Here is a 16,891-nt window from a genome sequence, read left to right on the forward strand (position 1 = left end):
GAATCCTTCAGCGATGAGAGGGGTTTTCCAGCAACAGGGCCATGCCCTGCCCGCCGCCAATGCAGGCGGCGGCGATGCCGTAGCGGGTGCCGCGCGCCGCCAGTTGCCGAGCGACGCTATGGGCCAGGCGCAGGCCGGTGGCGGCCAATGGGTGGCCGAGGGCGATGGCGCCGCCATGACGGTTCAGGCGCGCCGGATCCAGCTCCAGCTCGCGCTGCACGGCCAGCACCTGAGCGCCCTGGGCCTCGTTGATCTCCAGGCTGTCGATGGCGTTCAGGCTCAGGCCGGCGCCGTCGAGCAGCAGGCGGATCGCCGGCGCCGGGCCGATGCCCATGATTTCCGGCGGCACACCGACCACCGCACTGGCGCGCAGCAGCGCCAAAGGCGCGGCGGCGCTGCGGGCATCGCCCACCAGCATGGCAGCGGCGCCATCGACCAGCGCGCAACTGTTGCCAGCGGTCTGCACCGAGCCTGGGCTGACCGGCGACAGCGCCGCCAGGGCCTCAGCACTGGTCTGTCGAGGATGGCTGTCACGATCCAGATGGGTAACCTTGCGCGGCAGGCTCAGGTGACGCGGTTGATAGCCAGCCAGCTCGAAACAGCTACTGCTGACGGGCGCGATCTCGGCGTCGAACCAACCCTCGGCCTGCGCCGCCAGCGCCTTGTCGAAACTGCCCAGGGCGAAGGCATCCACTTCCTCGCGACGCAGACCGTAGCGCTGGGCGAGGTTCTGCGCGGTGTCGATCATGGTCTGGGCGATGGCCGGGTCGAGCAGCGCCTCCCAGAGAAAATCCTTGAAACCCACCGGCGCGCCAAGGCGGAAACCGCCCCGGTGCTCGTAGCTGGCGATGGGGTTGCGCGACATCGATTCCGCCGCCACGCACAGCGCCAGGCTGGCGCTGCCGCGTTCGAGCTGGTTGCCGGCCTGGCGCAACAGCTCCAGGCCCGTTCCGCAGATGCGCTGCACCGCCAGCGCCGGCACCTCGATCGGCACACCGGCGTAGAGGCCGATATGCCGGGGCAGCATGTAGGCGTCGAAACTGGCCTGGGCCATGCTGCCGGCCAGCACGCTGTCGACTTGCTCGCCACCGATGCCAGCCCGCGCCAGCACGACGCGGGCGACATGGATGCCGAGATCGATGGGCGATACCTGGGCCAGCGGGCCGCAGTAGTCGACCCAGGGCGTGCGCACGGCGGCCAGCAAGGCCACGTCGCGGAAGGCCTCGAACTGACCCTTCATGCCTGCTCCGGCGCCAGCACGCAGTGTGCGGCGGGGTTGGCGTACAGGCGCTCGATCAGCTCGGCGCGGCGGCTGAGCACCGCACGCTGGTTGAGCGAGCCCTTGTCGGTGATCTCGCCGGCATCCAGGCTCGGCGCCTCGGCCATCAGGCAAGCCCAGGCGACGTGCGAGGCCAGCCCGGTGGCTTCACGGTTGAGCTCCTGCAGCAGCCCGGCCAGCCACTGCCGCACGGGCTCGGCGGCCAGCACCGCTTCGACGCGGGCGTCGCTCGGCAACCCGGCCAGTGCCCGGCAGGCCGGCACGCTGGGGAATACCAGCAGGCCAATGCGCTGGCGATCCGGTCCGGTGACCACCACGTCCTGCACATAGGGCGCGCCCTGCAGGATGACGCGGGTACGCAGCGGCCCGACACTGACGAAGACGCCGGTGCTGAGCTTGAAGTCTTCGGCGATGCGCCCATCGAACATCAGGCCCCAGTGCGGGTTGGCGGCATCGGCGAAACGCAGGGCATCACCGGAGCGATAGAAGCCCTCCTCGTCGAAGGCCTCGGCGTTGAGTTCGGCCTGGCGCCAGTAGCCAGGCATGACGTGCGGGCCCCGGAAGCGCGCCTCCAGCTTGCCGTCCACCGGCGCCAGCTTGACCTCGCAGCCCGGCGCCGGCAGGCCGACATAACCGGCCATGGACAGCGGCCCGGTGGTGAAGGTGCAGGACGGCGCCGTCTCGGTCATGCCCAGGCCGGCCATCATGCGGATGCGTTCGCCGCAGTGCTGCTCGGCCACCCGGTCGAGACGATCCCAGATCGGCTGGCTGAGGCCGGCACCGGCGAAGAAGAACAGCTTTACGCGGGCGAAGAAGCGCTCGCGCAATTCGCCATCCTGCTCCAGCGCCACCACCAGTTCCTCCCAGCCCTTGGGCACGGTGAGGTAGGCGGTGGGCGATATGTCTTTCAGGTTGCGCAGGGTTTCGCCGAACAGTTGCGGCGTCGGGCGACCGTCGTCGAGGTACAGGCTGCCGCCGTTGTACAGGACGATGCCGACGTTGTGGCTGCCGCCGAAGGTATGGTTCCACGGCAGCCAGTCCACCAGTACCGGCGGCTCTTCGCCGAACACCGGGAAGGTCTGCAGCAGCATCTGTTGGTTGGCGCAAAGCATGCGTTGAGTGGTGGCCACGGCCTTGGGCAGCTTGGTCGAGCCACTGGTGAAGAGGAACTTGGCGATGCTGTCCGGCCCGGTGCGGGCGAAAGCGGCATCGGCACCAGTCAGGTCACGCGGCGTCAGCAGATCCTCGAAGCGCAGAACCTGGCGCCCCGCCACCTCCCCCTGCACCAGCAGCAGCGGCACCTCAGCCGGCACCACGGCCTCGATGGCACGCCTGAAGGCGGCGCCATCGGCCGCCATCACCAGGCCCGGACGCAGAAGGTCGAAGATGTGCTGCAGCTTGGTGTAGTCGCGGGCCACGGTGGAATAGGCTGGCGACACCGGGCAATAGGGCACGCCGATGTACATGGCGGCCAGGGCCAGTTGCAGGTGCTCCAGATCGTTGCCGGAAAGGATCACCAGCGGGCGCTGTTCGCTCAGGTCATGCTCGAGCAGGTGCGCGGCGATGCAGCGTACGCGTGCCAGCATGTCGCGGTAGCTGATGCGCTGCCATTGCCCATCGCCGCCACGGCGGGCGACGAAGGTGTGCTCAGCGCGCACCTCGGCCCAGTGCAGCAGGCGGTCGAGCAGGCGTGCGGGCAAGGTCGCCAGGGGTTCGCGGGCATTGAGATAGACGCTGCCGGCCCGCTCCTCGATGTGCACGTCGGGCGAGCCGAGGGCTACCGGACGATAGCGGGCAGCGAGCGATTGGGAGGGTGCATTGTTCACTTGTTATCACCTCCGGTCGTGCCGGTTCGGGCACGACGCGACGCCGGGGCTTTCCGGCAAACTCGATTCGGGGCGCTCACAGCCCGTTCAAAGACTCACGGGCTGGAGCTGTGCAAGGCGTTTCTGATCGTTCAGATCGGGTAATGGCGCGGGCCGTTCTGCATCGTCACCCAGCGCAACTGGGTGAAGTGGTCGATGCTCGCGCTGGAGCCGAAACTGCCGTAACCGCTGGACTTCACGCCGCCAAACGGCATCGGCGCCTCGTCGTGCACGGTCGGCCCATTGATATGGCAGATGCCCGACTCCACCCGCTGCGCCAGGTTCAGCGCGCGGGACACGTCACGGCTGAAGATCGCCGAAGACAGACCGAACTCCGAATCGTTGGCCAGGCTCAGCAGTTCCTCATCGCCCTGCCCGCGCAGGATCACCGCCACCGGGCCGAAGGACTCCTCGCGGTACAGGCGCATGGCCGGGGTCACGCGGTCGAGCAGCACCGGCTGCATCACGCTGCCGTCGATCTGCCCGCCGGCCAGCAGCACGGCGCCCTTGTCCACGGCGTCCTGCACCAGGGTCATGATGCGTTCGCCAGCAGCGGCATCGATCAGCGAACCGAGCACCGCTTCGCCGGGCAAGCCGGCCTTGAGGGTGGCAACCTTGCTGGCCAGGCGCGCGGCGAAGTCGTCGGCAACGCGCTCGTCGACCACCAGGCGCTCGGTGGACATGCAGATCTGCCCCTGGTTGAAGTAGGCCCCGAAAGCCGAAGCGGCCACGGCCTGCTCCAGGTCGGCGTCGTCCAGCACCAGCAGCGGCGCCTTGCCGCCCAGCTCCAGCACGGCCGGTTTCAAGTGCTTCGCGGCGAGCTGGCCGATGATGCGCCCGACATGGGTGGAGCCGGTGAAGTTGACGCGGCGCACCGCCGGGTTGGCCACCAGGCGCTCGACGATGGCGGCGGCATCGGCCGGGGCGTTGCTGATGACATTGACCACGCCATCGCCGAGGCCGGCCTGCTGCAGCACCTCGCCGATCAGCGCATGCACCGCCGGGCTGTTTTCCGAAGCCTTGAGCACCACGGTATTGCCGCAGGCCAGCGGCATGGCCAGGGCGCGGGTGCCGAGGATGATCGGCGCGTTCCACGGAGCGATGCCCAGCACCACGCCGCAGGGCTGACGCAGCGCCATGGCGAAGCTGCCGGGTACGTCGGAAGGGATCACCTCGCCCTTGATCTGCGTGGTCATGCCGGCGGCATCGCGCAGCATGTTGGCCGCCAGCTTGACGTTGAAGCCATACCAGTCGGCGGTGGCGCCGGTCTCCACGGCCATGGCCATGAAGCGCTCGCGGTTGGCCTCGAGCAAACGGGCGGCTTCCAGCAGGCGCGCGCGGCGCTCACCCGGCCCCAGCGCGGCCCAGGCCGGGAAGGCCGCCTGCGCGGCAGCGACGGCGGCATCGGCGTCTTCGAGGGTGGCGGCGGCGACGCGGCTGACGACCTCGCCGGTGAAGGGACTACGGCGCTCGAACACTGCGCCGCCCGTGGCCGGGCGCGACTGCCCGGCGATCAGCAAAGGCACTTCGAACATGGTCTGGCTCCATCTTGTGATTGTTATTCAGGGGCGGCCACGCAACCGCCCCGAGCACACGTTTAGCGCTTGTAGGCTTGCAGGCCCGGCTTGATGCTCTTGTCGTCGAGGAACTGCTTCATGCCCTGCTCGCGACCACCTTCCTTGTCCAGCAGGCGCGACTGGTCGAGCTTGGCGTACAGGTAGTCTTCGTTCTGCTCCCAGGTCAGCTCGCGGCAACGCTTGAAGCCGATCTTCGCCGCACGCATCACCACCGGGTTCTTCTCCAGCAGGTTACGCGCCAGTTCGATGGTGGTCTCGCGCAGTTGCGCCAGCGGCACGCTCTCGTTGACCAGGCCCATCTCGGCGGCTTTCTGCCCACCGAAGGTCTTGCCGGTCATGATGTAGTACAGCGACTGACGATGGCCCACGGTGTCGGCCATGGCCTTGCTCACCAGGTTGCCCGGCGGGATGCCCCAGTTGATTTCCGACAGGCCGAAGGTCGCTTCGTCGGCGCAGATGGCCAGGTCGCAGGCCACCAGCGGGCTGAAGCCACCGCCGAAGCACCAGCCGTTGACCATGGCGATGGTCGGCTTGGCGTACATGCGCAGCAGCTTCCACTGCCAGGTCGAGGCCTCGCGGCGAATCTTCTCCTGCAGGATTTCCGGGCCGGCGTCGACTTCACGGAAGTATTCCTTGAGGTCCATGCCAGCAGTCCAGGACTCACCGGCGCCGGTCAGCACCAGCACGCCGACGTCGGCATCCTGCTCCAGGGTTTCCAGCACATCGACCATCTCACGGTTGAGGGTCGGGCTCATGGCGTTGCGTTTTTCCGGACGGTTCAGGGTGACCCAGCCGATGCCTTCTTCGACGTCGACCTTCACGGTTTGCCAGCGTGCTTCGTACTTGCTCATGGGGGTGTCCTGCATGTGTGGGGTAGATGGGCTCAAGGTAGGCCGAGCAAATAGTTATGTCAATTAACTATTTGCTCGATTTGTGCGATCAGCGCACCGATAGAATCGGTGGATATGGCGTGATCGACAGCATGATTAACCTGATTAACGAAAAATCACGAAAGATCGCCTCGCGGCATCAAGCCGGAGCCGCCGCGCGACGCTCCCGGCTGCCCATGGCAACCACCACCAGGGCCGCCACCAGCAGCCCCGGCGCAGCCGCCATCAGCACACCGGCCGTACCGGCGCCAGCGGCCAGGATGTGTCCGGCGGCCAGTGGCCCGCTCACCGAACCCAGGCGACCGATGGCCACCGCCGCACCCACGCCGGTAGCACGCACCTGCGTCGGGTAATAGGCCGGCGCCAGGGCGTAGAGCACCAGTTGCGCAGCCATGACGAACACACCGGCCGCGAAGCCTGCCGCCGCCATGCTCGGCAGAGTGCTGGAGAAGCCTATGCCGGCCAGCGCCAGCAGCAGGCCGAGGTAGATGCACAGCACCACCGGCGTGCGCTGAAAACGGTCGAGCAGCACCCCACCGAGCAGCGAACCAATCGCCCCGCCGATGTTGAAGACCATCTGCACGGTACCGGCCTGCGGCTTGCTGAAACCCAGCTCCAGCAGCAGCGACGGCAGCCAGTTGAGCAGCATGTACATCACGGTGAGGGTGAAGAAGTAGCTGATCCACAGCGACAGGGTGATGCGCGTACGGCCTTCACCGCACAGTGCCTCCACGGTGGAAGGCCGCGCCTGCGTGGCGCGCGCCTGCTGCTGGTGGAAGGCCGAGGACTCCGGCAGCAGCCAGAGCATCAGCGGTGCGATGGCCAGCGGCGCGACGCCACCGACGATGAACACCCATTGCCAGGCCTCACCGGCCAGCATGCCGATCACCGCCGCCGCCGCGCCGCCCAGGGGCACGCCGCAATACATGATGCTGATGGCCGTGCTGCGCTGGCGCTCCTCGACCGCCTCGGCACACAGGGCGATCAGGTTGGGCAGCGCCGCCCCCAGCCCAAGACCGGTCAAAAAGCGCGCCGCCAACAGACCGGACAGGCTGCTGGTGTAGGCCGTCCACAGGGAAAAGATGCCGAATAACACCACGGCGGCCACCAGCACCTTCTTGCGCCCGATGCGGTCGGCCACGTAGCCACCGAGGAAGGCACCGGGCAGCAGGCCGATGATGCTGGCGCTGAACATCCAGCCCATCATGCTCGGTTCGAGGTTGAAGGCAGCGCGAATACCGGCGGCAGCGATGCCGGCCGATTGCAGGTCGAGCCCTTCGATCAGGGCGATGATGAAGCAGATGACGATGGTCAGCCGGGAACGGCTGGATGGGGTTTGCATGGCTGAGTCTCGCTCTTGTTGTTTTTGTTCAGGAGTGGCGACAAGGCGCATCGCGTCGCTGCAAAAAGATTAACAAACAAAACTAAAAATACATCCCCAGAAAAATTGAGCATCCAGAACACCCCATCCCTTGAAAAACAAACAGTTAGCGTGACAAGCCGCCATTCACTACCAATTGGTTAATAAATTTAACGTTCGATAATCGGCCAAACGGATTTGATAAGCCCGGTGAGCACTCCCATCCTCTGTGCCACGGCGATCCGCCGGACAACAACAAAAAAAAGGATAACGAGCATGCCTAACCGGCCTCTTCGTGCTGCTTTCGCGCGCAGCCCTCTCCCCTACGCCATCGCCCTGTGCAGCCTCGCCGGCTCCGTCGGCGTCCAGGCCCAGGGCTTCATCGAAGACAGTCACGCCAACCTCACGCTGCGCAACTACTACCTCGATCGTGACTATCAGGATGACGGCGCCAAGTCCGCAGCCCGTGAGTGGGCGCAGGGTTTCATCCTCAAGTTCCAGTCCGGTTTCAGCGAAGGGCCGGTGGGCTTCGGCCTGGATGCCACTGGCCTGCTGGGCGTCAAGCTGGATTCCTCGCCGGATCGCAGCGGCACCGAGCTGCTGCCGGTATCGCCCAGCAGCGGCCGCGCCGCCGATGAATATTCGCGCCTGGGCCTGACCGGCAAGATGAAGATCGACAAGACCCTGCTGCAGGCCGGCGACCTCAACCTGGCGCTGCCCTCGGCACTGTCCAGCCCGTCACGCCTGCTGCCACAGACCTTTCGCGGCGGCTACCTGACCTCCTCGCAGATCGACGGCCTGACCCTGCACGGCGGTTACGTCGACCGCATCGCCAAACGCAATTCCACCGACTACGAGGCCATGACCGTCGCCTCGCCCAACGGCCGCTTCAACGGTCGCGCAACCACCTCGCACATGGCCTTCGTCGGCGGCGACTACGCCCTGAGCCCGGAGCTGACCCTCAAGGCTCATTACCTGGAAGTGACCGATCTCTACGATCAGGGCTACCTCGGCGCCCTGCACAAGATGCCGGTCGGCTCCGGCACCTTTAGCACCGACGTGCGCGCCTTCTTCAGCGGCGAGAACGGCAGCGCCGATGCCGGCAAGGTGGACAACCAACACCTGTCGCTGCAATTCGCCTATGCCCTGGGTGGCCACCGCTGGACGCTCGGCTACGCCCACCAGGGCGGCGACACCGCCACGCCCTACATCTCCGGCACCGAGCTGATGGGCATCAGCGAAATGACCATGAGCTCCGACTACCTCAACGCCAGGGAGCGCATGTGGCAGGCCATCTGGGACTATGACTTCGCCGCTGCCGGCGTGCCTGGCCTGAGCGCACGCCTGCGCTACGTGCGCGGCGACAACATCGAGCTGGCCGCCTTCGGCGTCGATGACCGCAAGGAGCGCGAAGCCCAGTGGGAGATGGGCTACGTGATCCAGAGCGGCCCACTGCGCGGCGTCGGCCTGCGCGTGCGGCAGTCGTTCTACCGCAACGACTTCCCCGGTGGCGCCGCCTTCCGCGACGAAAACCAGACGCGTCTGATGGCGACCTATACCCTGCCGATCTGGTGACGCAAAACGCAGCCGGCGCCGCCTGATGGCACCGGCTGCGGCAATACCCACTTACCCGACACTGGCCTGGTGCAGCATCTGCAAGGCCGCCTCGTCCAACTCCAGCGCCATCGCCGCCTGCAATGCCCGCAACTGCGCCAGGCTGGTGGCGCTGGCGATTGGTGCGCTTATCCCCGGTTGAGCCATCAGCCAGGCCAGCGCGATGCTGGCGGGGCTGGCCTCGAGTTGTGCGGCGAGCTGCGTCAGCGCATCCAGAATGCGCTGGCCACGCGGGTTGAAATACCGCTCCAGATCCTCCGCCCGCGCGGCGTGCTGGATATCGGCCAGCGTGCGGTACTTGCCGCTGAGAAAGCCCGAAGCCAGGCTGAAATAACTGACCACGCCGAGCCCCTTGGCCTGGGCGTACGCCTGCAGGTGCGTCTCGTAGTCCTGGCGGTCATACAGGTTGTATTCCAGTTGCAGCACGCCATAGCTCGGCAAACTAGCGTCGTCGGCCACTGCCTGCGCGGCCTCAAGCTGCGCGCGGCTGTAGTTGGAGGCGCCGATGGCGCGCACCTTGCCACTGGCGATCAGGCTCTCGTAAGCGCGCAGCGTTTCTTCGTGCGGCGTCTGCTCGTCGGGATAGTGGGAAAAGTACAGATCGATGTAATCGGTACGCAGACGGCGCAGCGAATCCTCCGCCGCACGTACGATCCATTGGCGTGACAGCCCGCCGCCCTCGCCCATCGGGGCGCCGACCTTGGTGAACAGCGTGAGCCGATCACGTACGCCAGGATTGGCGGCCAGCCACTGCCCGATGATCCGCTCGGACTCGCCGCCGATGTGCCCGTCGACCCAATTGGAATACATATCGGCCGTGTCCAGGGTGGTGATCCCGGCCTCGAAGGCCGCGCTCAGCAACTCGCACGAGGCGCGCGCATCCAGCGTCCAGCCGAACACGTTGCCACCCAGCACCAGCGGCGAAATGCTCAAGCCGGTATTACCCAGTGCTTTGCTCGCGGACATATCCGCTCCTTCTGGCGATCATTCATGGACATGCGGCGCGGCAGGCCCGAGGCCGCCGCGCCGCTGCGGTTCACTTGCCGGTACGGATGCTGTTCCAGGTGCGCATGCGGATACGCTCGGCCTTCAGCGGCAGGGCCTTGAGTGCGTACAGCGAGCCCATCCGGTCAGCCGGAATGTACATGTTGGGATTGTTGCGCACCTCAGGATCGACGAACTCCGTGGCATCCTTGTTGGGGTTCGGATAGCCGATGGCGTTGCTGGCCTTGGCGATCACCTCAGGCCGCAGCAGGTAGTTGATGAAGGCGTGCGCCTCTTCGACGTTCTGCGCGCCCTTGGGAATGACCATCACGTCGGACCACAGCGGCGCACCTTCCTTGGGCAGGAACATGTCGATCTTCACGCCCTTGCCGGCTGCCACGGCCATCTTGCGCGCCAGCTCGATACCACCGGACCAGCCCACCGCCACGCAGATCTCGCCATTGGCCAGGTCATAGCCGTAGCGCGAGGAGTTGAAGTAGGTGACGTAGGGGCGAATCTTCATCATCAGATCCTGCGCCTGGCGATAGTCCTCGGCCTTCTCGGAGTTTGGATCGAGGCCGAGGTAAGCCAGAGCGATCGGCAGGATATCGCTCGGCGAGTCGAGGAAGCCCACGCCGCACGAGGTCAGCTTGGAGAGGTTCTCCGGCTTGAAGATCACGTCCCAGCTATCCAGCTTCACATCCGGGCCCAGCGCCGCACGCACCTTGTCGACGTTGTAGCCAACCAGATTGGTGCCCCACATGTAGGGCACGGCGTACTGGTTGCCGGTGTCACCACTCTTGGCCAGCTCGGCCATGAAGGTTTCGTCCAGGCGATTCCAGTTGGGCAGCTTGCTGCGGTCGAGCTTCTCGAAGGTGCCGGCACCGATGAAGGTGCCCAGCGAGGCGCTGCCGGGGAAGGCCACGTCATACCCCGAGTTGCCGGTCAGCAGTTTGGACTGCAGGGTCTCGGCGCTGTCAAAGACGTCGTACACCGGGCGAATGCCGGTCTCAGCCTCGAAGCCCTTGAGGATCTCGGGCGGCATGTACTCGATCCAGTTGTAGATCCTCACCGTGCGTTGCTCGGCGTGAACGCCAGCGGTGCCGATCAGGGCCAGGGTCATGGCAGCGACCATCGGTAATACTTTCATCGCAATGTCTCCTGGCAGCACTTAGTAACGGTAGGTGAAATAGAGTTCGAGGGCGCTGAAGCGGTCATCGTCGCCGAATACCTGCTTGGCCGCCGACTTGGCGTCGACCCAGTTGTAAGCCAGCGAGGTGTACAGGCGCTCGGTGGGCGTCCAGTCGAGGTAGATCACGTTCTCGTTGGCGAAGCGGCGGTCGTCGACGGCGATGCCCTGAAAGTTGTCCTTGTCCAGCCAGAATTGATAGTGGATGGCGCCCAGGGTGAGGGTTTCGCTCAGGTGGGTCTTGAGGGAGAACTGCTGCACGCGCTGGTTGGTGTTGAACAGCACGTAGTTGCCCATCACGTCGCCGACCAGCCAGGTGCCCCAGTCGGTGAAGCCCTTGCTCAGCGGATCCCAAGATTGCTGGGTGTTGTCGGCCAGGTTGTCGTCACCGGAGAACAGCGCATAGCGATAACCCAGCACCGGGGTCAGCGGCAGCGACTGGAAGGTGTAATCGGCTTGACCGTACCAGGCCTTGGCGTCGTACTTCACGCCGTCACCGCTGCCGCGTTGCACGGCGTACTCACCGTTGAGGGTGAGCGCATCGAGGCCCGGCAGTTGCCCGCGCAGCGCGCGGAAGTTGTAGACCTGCATGCCGTCGCGGCGCAGCGGCGTGGCGTAGGTGTTGGTCTGCGAGTCCACTTTCATGGCCATGGCGCCGAGGGTCACCTGGTCGGCCAGGTTGTAATCCAGGTTGGCGCCATTGAGGCGGAAGTCGCCGAGGTGCGAATCGGTACGCAGACTGAAGGCTTGCGCCTTGAGCGCGCCGTGATCCCAGGCCAGCACGCCCGAATCGCGGAAGGCGGTGCGCGGCCCCAGCCAGTAGGCACCGTCGCCCTTGGAGTCGAGGTTGCCGTCCATGACGATGAAGCCGTTGCCGATCAGATAGTTCTGCCGGCCTGCGGTGAATGTCCACTCACCAGCCCGGAAGCCTGCGTAGGCCTCCTCCATCGCGGTGTAGCCATCGGAGCTGCGGGTGAAGCCACCGGCATCACCATCGCCGAAGGTCTTGGCCGACACCACCGAGCCGCCAGCGATCAGGTCGAAGTCGGGATCGATGGCGTACTTCAACGTCACGCCCGGCTTGAGATAGAACTCCTGCCAGTCGACGCGGGTACCGATGTTGCGGCCATTGCGCTGATCGACGCCACCAGCGCCAAAGTTGACGTTGTGCGTGGAAACGGTGGCGCCACCGACCGTGAGCGTGGCCTCGCCGGAAAGATTACCTTCTTCGAAGGTGTAACCGGCCATGGCCTGTGAGCTGCTCAGCACGGCGACAGCCAGCAGCGCGGGGGTGAAGGGAACGCGGGTCATGAAATGCTCCTGGTTAAGTTGTTTTTGTGTCACAGGGCAGTTGCAAAGCAGCTCGGATGGGCACTGGGCACCCAGCTGCAAACCGGTGGCCTGCCGAGGCAGGCCACCAGATTTTTTCTTGTTCCTTGTTTGGAGAGTGGGCTCAGCCGCGCAGATGAGCGGCCAGCGCACGCAGCGCACGGACGTTGTCGACGTCGAAGATCCCCACCGCCTCGGGCAGCGAAGACTGCTTGACGATCACCACGTCCGAGTCGAAATCGACGAACAGGTACTGGCCATGGATGCCACCGGCGACGATGGCGCGGCTGTGGTCGTTGAGCACGTACCACTGGCTGCGGTACGAGGCGCCTGGAATCCACTGGGCGAATTCCTCGTCCTGGGCGTAGATCGCCGGGTCGGCACCGGCAGCGATGGCCTCGACGGCCTCTGCCGCGAGCAGCGTCTGGCCCTGGTGCTGACCGCGATTGGCCAGCAGCAAGCCGAAGCGCGCCATGTCACGCAGTGTCGCGTTGAAGCCGGCACCCGCCACGCCACGGCCCCAGGGATCGGCCATGAAGTAACCGTCACGCTGGCAGCCAAGCGCCGACCAGATCGGCGCCAGGCGCTCGTGGCAAGCCTGCCCACAGGCACGCTCCATCACCCAGGCCAGTGCCTCGGTAGTCGCGGTAACGTAATGGAACAGCCCGCCATGCTCGCCACGCTTACGCAGCGACGGCAGGAACTGATACAGCGAGGCGTACTGGGCGAACGCCGCCGGCGCGGGCTGGAAGCCGCAGGCGTAGCCGAACTGCGAGCTTTCCGAAGCCGGATCGTCGTATTGCTCGGTGTAGGAAATGCCCACAGCCATATCCAGCAACTGGCGCACGGTCGCATCGAAGTAGGCACCACCGGCAAACTCCGGCACGTAATCACCGGCCAGGCGCTCGGGGTCGAGCGAGCCCTCGTGGATCAGTTGCTCGGCAAGGGCACCGATCAGCGACTTGGTCACCGAGAACATCACGTGGCGGTCATTGGCGGTGTGACCGTTGAAGTAACGCTCGTACACCACCTGCCCGGCCTTGAGCACGATGAAGCCGTCGGTATGGCTGGCCAGCAGATGCTCATCCATGCGCACGTTCAGGCCGCACTCGCTGGCGAAAGTGAAGCCATCCAGATCCTGAAGGGCTTCGGGCAACGCCTGTGTGGTGTGGCCGCACGGCACGCTGATGCTCGGACGCAGACGCGCCAGATGACGGAAGCCCCATTTGTTCAAGGGCGGGCTCATCCAGTTGTCCCAGGTGACCCGTTGCGCTTCGACCGGGGGAAAGCCGGTCATCAAGGGCTGTGGCGCCTGCGCGTGTTGCAGGGCCTCGTGGGCGTCAGCGTAGTGGCGAGCCAGGGCGTTGGCCGGAGCGTTTACGGAGGAAGTCATGAACCTCTGTCCTTTCTTGTAAGAAGCTCTGCACGCGGCAGATGTGACAGAATGATTGTCTCAATAAAATCTTTTAGTCAATAAAATATTTACGTATGAAAACCCTCTTCCGTTATGCTCGCCGAGCACGCCATCGGGACGAGGAGAAACATCAGTGAGCGGTCTGCGCGAACGTCAGAAAGCCATGCGCCGCAAGGCCATCGGTGAGGCAGGCGTAGCCCTGTTCGAACGGCAGGGCTTCGACAACACCACCATCGAACAGATCGCCCGGGAAGCAGGCGTCTCGGCGCCTACGGTGTTCAAGTACTTCGGCTCCAAGCAGGAGATCCTCCTGGAGATGCTGCAGAAGGCCGACGAAGGCGCCCTGGAAGACGCTCGCGTACACATGGCCGAGATGGACGATCCGCTCGACGCCATGTGCTATCTGGAACAGGTGCTGGTGGATCATGCGCTAAACATGCTGCCGGCGCCGATCTGGCACGAACTGCTGCTGCACGTACTCGGCGGCGACCGCAGCGACCTGCCGGAACAATACAAGCGCCACAACGAAGCGCTGCAGCACGAAATCGCCAGCCTGCTGCGCGACCTGCAGGAGCGCGGCAAACTGCGCGCCGACCTCGACGTCGAACTGGCGGCCTTCCTGCTCAACGACTACTCGCACCTACAGTTGCTGCGCCTGACCGGCAGCGAGCCGATGGATCTCGAACAGCACCGCCGCCAGGTACGCCTGACCAGCGGCCTGATCCTGCAGGGCATGATCGCCCGCTAATCCGCTGCGCCTGCATCAGACGCAGGTGGGAAGATGTGGCCCATCCTCTCGAAAAAGAGACGACCTCCCTGTCGCCAATCAAGGAGCCACAGATGCAACGTGGGACGCTCTGCTGGCGCGGCTAGCAGCCTGCAGGCAGGGCAAAACAGTGGATCAGCACGCGGTCGGCCGAGGGGTAGTGGACACGGCCAATAAAGGTCTGCTGGCCAAGCCAGCTCAACGCGCCCTCGGCCACCTGGAAGCGCGGCGTACAGGTGCAGTGGTATTCCGCTTCGGGCACCGGCCAGATATCGCGGCTCTCCATGGCCTTGCCCTGCTCGGTGAGCGACAGCAGCCCGATGTTGTGAATGTTGATCAGGTCACCATCGGCGCTCATCAGGCTGTAGCGAGCGTCGAGTTCACCGACACCGTCGGGCCGCAGCCGATAGGTATCGGCGCCACCCGGCAATATCCGCCCCGACACGCCACGCCCCTCGAACGTGCCACCGAGGATGGGGTAATTGACGCGATACCCATCGGCGCAGCGCCCCAGCACCTCCCCCTGATCGATGAGAACATCGAGGGTCATGACATGTTCGAGCTGTGCAGTTTGCGGATAGGTGGGGCTGCTCACGGTTTGCGTTCCTGGTCAGGTTGATCGAAGTAGACGTGGTGAGGATGGAGGCCGGCTTCCTGCTCACAGCCCTGCAAGGGCTGCTCATGTAAACGCCACGCCCCCGAAGACGAACTCCATAAATGCAGCGATTCGCTGTGATTGGTACGACTGAGAAGCCACCTTACGTGCACAGTCGATTAGGTCACGACCAACAATTAATTAACTATATTAATTTTTTTAGTCAATAAAATTTTCAAACCAACAGGCACCACCCGAGCGCAGTGGCCAGCCTGAAAGGTAGGTCGCAGAGCCGTTTGGCAGGCTTGCAGCGAGAGCGGCGGCAGTATTCGTGACCCAGCCAGGCGCCAGCCGCTGAACAGTGCGAGAGGGAGGCGGATTAGTTGGCGCTTCTCATCGAAATTACCTCTGCCAGCTCTCCGGTCAGAAGTCCCTCGCGCCCCATGCGCGCCCGCCACGATCCAACCGAACGGGCGCACCAGCAGGCACTATCGCTTGGGCTGATAATCCAAATGCACGCTATGCATTCAAATGCCGGGCGCAATCCAGATAGCCTTGGCTAAGACAGCCCCCTCATACGTCGACACGCGAGGTTTCAATGAGCCAATCCAGCTACGTACCGCCGAAGGTCTGGCAACACCTGGCCGCATCCGGCGGCCAGTTCTCCAAGATCAATCGCCCCACCGCCGGCGCGACCCACAACAAGGAATTGCCGGTCGGCAAGCACCCGCTGCAGCTCTATTCCCTGGCCACCCCCAACGGCGTGAAGGTGACCATCCTGCTGGAAGAACTGCTCGCGCAGGGCCATGAGGGCGCCGAATACGATGCCTGGCTCATCCGCATCAGCGAGGGCGACCAGTTCTCCAGCGGCTTCGTAGGCGTCAACCCGAATTCGAAGATCCCCGCCCTGCTCGACCGCAGCACGGCTACCCCCATCCGCGTCTTCGAGTCGGGCTCGATCCTGCTGTATCTGGCGGAAAAATTCGGCGCCTTCTTACCCAAGGATCCGGCAGGCCGCACCGAAACCCTCAATTGGCTGTTCTGGCAAATGGGCTCGGCGCCATACCTGGGTGGAGGTTTCGGCCACTTCTACGTCTATGCCCCGGAAAAATTCGAGTACGCCATCAACCGCTTCACCATGGAAACCAAACGCCAGTTGGATGTCCTCAACCAGCGCCTCGCCGACAACCGCTACCTGGCCGGCGACACCTACACCATCGCCGACATTGCCGTCTGGCCCTGGTATGGCGAACTGGTGCGCAACAACGTCTACTCCGCCGCCGAATTCCTGGCCGTACACGAATACCCCCACGTACTGCGCTGGGCCGAAGACATCGCCAAACGCGAAGCGGTGCAACGCGGCCGCCGCGTCAACCGCACCTGGGGCGACGAATCGGAGCAAGTACCCGAACGGCACCAGGCCTCTGATCTGGACAAGGCCTGAGGTAAGCAAGCCCCTGGCGCAAAACGGCAGTTTTGCTGCGAAGGCAGAAAAACAAAGCCCCGAACAGCATCGTTGTTCGGGGCTTTTTCTATGTTGCAGAGCGTATTCGTTTCAGCCCAACCTAACGTTTGGCTAAGGGGCGGGCTTTAGCTCGTCCCAGTGAGCGGAGTGACCGATTTGAACCATTTTTTAGGCGTCGGGTTGCACTGCTTGTACTCGAATTCTTTCCAGTGCTTCAAATGCACATATCAAATGGGCTGCTGATTCAGGATTATGCAGACTAACACCTGTTTGGCTAGCCACTAACTCGATTACAACCTCCCGCTCTAGGCCAAGCTTGTTAGCCACGTGCAGGGCGCAGGAGCGTGCATGTGACGCCCTATGCTCAAGCGGTTCACTTTCATCTAAAAGCTTGCGTCTATGCGAGTTGAATGACATTAACTTTGCCTAACGTTTGTTTAAGGGGTGGGCTTTAGCCCGTCCCAGTGAGCGAAGCGAACGATTTGAGTGCTGTAATGGACTCTCCCCACACCACAGTTCTATACCAAGATGTCGAGGTTTTCTGAGCGGGAGAGTCGTTATGAA

The 16,891-nt window shown here is 64.3% G+C and carries 13 protein-coding genes; 3 read left to right on the forward strand and 10 right to left on the reverse strand.

Annotated elements, in window-relative coordinates; all coding sequences use genetic code 11:
• Window positions 1-7: 7 nt before the first annotated feature.
• The 5 genes from VC352_RS21235 to mhpT form a co-directional block, all read right to left on the reverse strand.
• Window positions 8-1,240 (reverse strand): thiolase family protein, encoded by a 1,233-nt coding sequence (locus VC352_RS21235; protein ID WP_322981491.1) that lies wholly within the window; start codon window positions 1,238-1,240, stop codon window positions 8-10.
• Window positions 1,237-3,105 (reverse strand): feruloyl-CoA synthase, encoded by a 1,869-nt coding sequence (locus tag VC352_RS21240; protein WP_322981492.1) that lies wholly within the window; start codon window positions 3,103-3,105, stop codon window positions 1,237-1,239. Before VC352_RS21240 ends, VC352_RS21235 begins: the two co-directional genes overlap by 4 nt.
• Window positions 3,106-3,236: 131 nt before the next feature.
• A complete protein-coding gene (locus tag VC352_RS21245; protein WP_322981493.1) occupies window positions 3,237-4,679 on the reverse strand; it encodes an aldehyde dehydrogenase in 1,443 nt (480 codons plus the stop codon).
• Between the two features lie 62 nt (window positions 4,680-4,741).
• A complete protein-coding gene (locus tag VC352_RS21250; protein ID WP_322981494.1) occupies window positions 4,742-5,572 on the reverse strand; it encodes a p-hydroxycinnamoyl CoA hydratase/lyase in 831 nt (276 codons plus the stop codon).
• Window positions 5,573-5,750: 178 nt separating this feature from the next.
• Window positions 5,751-6,953, reverse strand: coding sequence for a 3-(3-hydroxy-phenyl)propionate transporter MhpT (gene mhpT / locus VC352_RS21255; protein ID WP_322981495.1), 1,203 nt, complete (start codon window positions 6,951-6,953; stop codon window positions 5,751-5,753).
• Window positions 6,954-7,247: 294 nt separating this feature from the next.
• Between mhpT and VC352_RS21260 the strand changes: the two genes are divergently transcribed.
• Window positions 7,248-8,546: an OprD family porin gene (locus VC352_RS21260; protein WP_322981496.1), complete on the forward strand. Its 1,299-nt coding sequence runs from the start codon at window positions 7,248-7,250 to the stop codon at window positions 8,544-8,546.
• A 51-nt stretch (window positions 8,547-8,597) separates the two neighbouring features.
• Here the strand turns inward: VC352_RS21260 and VC352_RS21265 are convergent, their stop codons facing one another.
• The 4 genes from VC352_RS21265 to VC352_RS21280 form a co-directional block, all read right to left on the reverse strand.
• Window positions 8,598-9,551 carry an aldo/keto reductase gene (locus tag VC352_RS21265; protein WP_322981497.1) on the reverse strand — a complete coding sequence of 318 codons (954 nt, stop codon included), beginning with the start codon at window positions 9,549-9,551 and terminating at the stop codon, window positions 8,598-8,600.
• Window positions 9,552-9,621: 70 nt separating this feature from the next.
• Entirely contained in the window at window positions 9,622-10,704 is a 1,083-nt protein-coding gene (locus tag VC352_RS21270) for a polyamine ABC transporter substrate-binding protein (protein ID WP_322981507.1), read from the reverse strand.
• A 36-nt stretch (window positions 10,705-10,740) separates the two neighbouring features.
• Complete coding sequence (locus tag VC352_RS21275; protein WP_322981498.1) at window positions 10,741-12,069, reverse strand: alginate export family protein; 1,329 nt, start codon at window positions 12,067-12,069, stop codon at window positions 10,741-10,743.
• 142 nt (window positions 12,070-12,211) lie between these two features.
• A complete protein-coding gene (locus VC352_RS21280) occupies window positions 12,212-13,480 on the reverse strand; it encodes a serine hydrolase domain-containing protein (protein WP_322981499.1) in 1,269 nt (422 codons plus the stop codon).
• A 154-nt stretch (window positions 13,481-13,634) separates the two neighbouring features.
• Between VC352_RS21280 and VC352_RS21285 the strand changes: the two genes are divergently transcribed.
• The gene (locus VC352_RS21285) at window positions 13,635-14,249 is read left to right on the forward strand and encodes a helix-turn-helix domain-containing protein (protein ID WP_322981500.1); all 615 of its coding nucleotides are present in this window, start codon (window positions 13,635-13,637) and stop codon (window positions 14,247-14,249) included.
• Window positions 14,250-14,370: 121 nt separating this feature from the next.
• On the opposite strand, the gene VC352_RS21290 is transcribed toward VC352_RS21285, so the two are convergent.
• Window positions 14,371-14,862 carry a DUF3237 domain-containing protein gene (locus VC352_RS21290; protein WP_322981501.1) on the reverse strand — a complete coding sequence of 164 codons (492 nt, stop codon included), beginning with the start codon at window positions 14,860-14,862 and terminating at the stop codon, window positions 14,371-14,373.
• 598 nt (window positions 14,863-15,460) lie between these two features.
• Between VC352_RS21290 and yghU the strand changes: the two genes are divergently transcribed.
• Window positions 15,461-16,306, forward strand: coding sequence for a glutathione-dependent disulfide-bond oxidoreductase (yghU, locus tag VC352_RS21295; RefSeq protein WP_322981502.1), 846 nt, complete (start codon window positions 15,461-15,463; stop codon window positions 16,304-16,306).
• The last annotated feature ends 585 nt before the right edge of the window (window positions 16,307-16,891 follow it).

The sequence above is a fragment of the Pseudomonas sp. C11 genome (assembly GCF_034683865.1).
In the GTDB taxonomy this organism is placed as follows: domain Bacteria; phylum Pseudomonadota; class Gammaproteobacteria; order Pseudomonadales; family Pseudomonadaceae; genus Aquipseudomonas.

Bases quoted from the DNA above. Each gene is read 5' to 3' on its own strand.
- VC352_RS21235 (WP_322981491.1), bottom strand. From the start codon at position 1,240: ATGAAGGGTCAGTTCGAGGCCTTCCGCGACGTGGCCTTGCTGGCCGCC.
- VC352_RS21245 (WP_322981493.1), bottom strand. From the start codon at position 4,679: ATGTTCGAAGTGCCTTTGCTGATCGCCGGGCAGTCGCGCCCGGCCACG.
- VC352_RS21250 (WP_322981494.1), bottom strand. From the start codon at position 5,572: ATGAGCAAGTACGAAGCACGCTGGCAAACCGTGAAGGTCGACGTCGAA.
- mhpT (WP_322981495.1), bottom strand. From the start codon at position 6,953: ATGCAAACCCCATCCAGCCGTTCCCGGCTGACCATCGTCATCTGCTTC.
- VC352_RS21260 (WP_322981496.1), top strand. From the start codon at position 7,248: ATGCCTAACCGGCCTCTTCGTGCTGCTTTCGCGCGCAGCCCTCTCCCC.
- VC352_RS21265 (WP_322981497.1), bottom strand. From the start codon at position 9,551: ATGTCCGCGAGCAAAGCACTGGGTAATACCGGCTTGAGCATTTCGCCG.
- VC352_RS21270 (WP_322981507.1), bottom strand. From the start codon at position 10,704: ATGGTCGCTGCCATGACCCTGGCCCTGATCGGCACCGCTGGCGTTCAC.
- VC352_RS21275 (WP_322981498.1), bottom strand. From the start codon at position 12,069: ATGACCCGCGTTCCCTTCACCCCCGCGCTGCTGGCTGTCGCCGTGCTG.
- VC352_RS21280 (WP_322981499.1), bottom strand. From the start codon at position 13,480: ATGACTTCCTCCGTAAACGCTCCGGCCAACGCCCTGGCTCGCCACTAC.
- yghU (WP_322981502.1), top strand. From the start codon at position 15,461: ATGAGCCAATCCAGCTACGTACCGCCGAAGGTCTGGCAACACCTGGCC.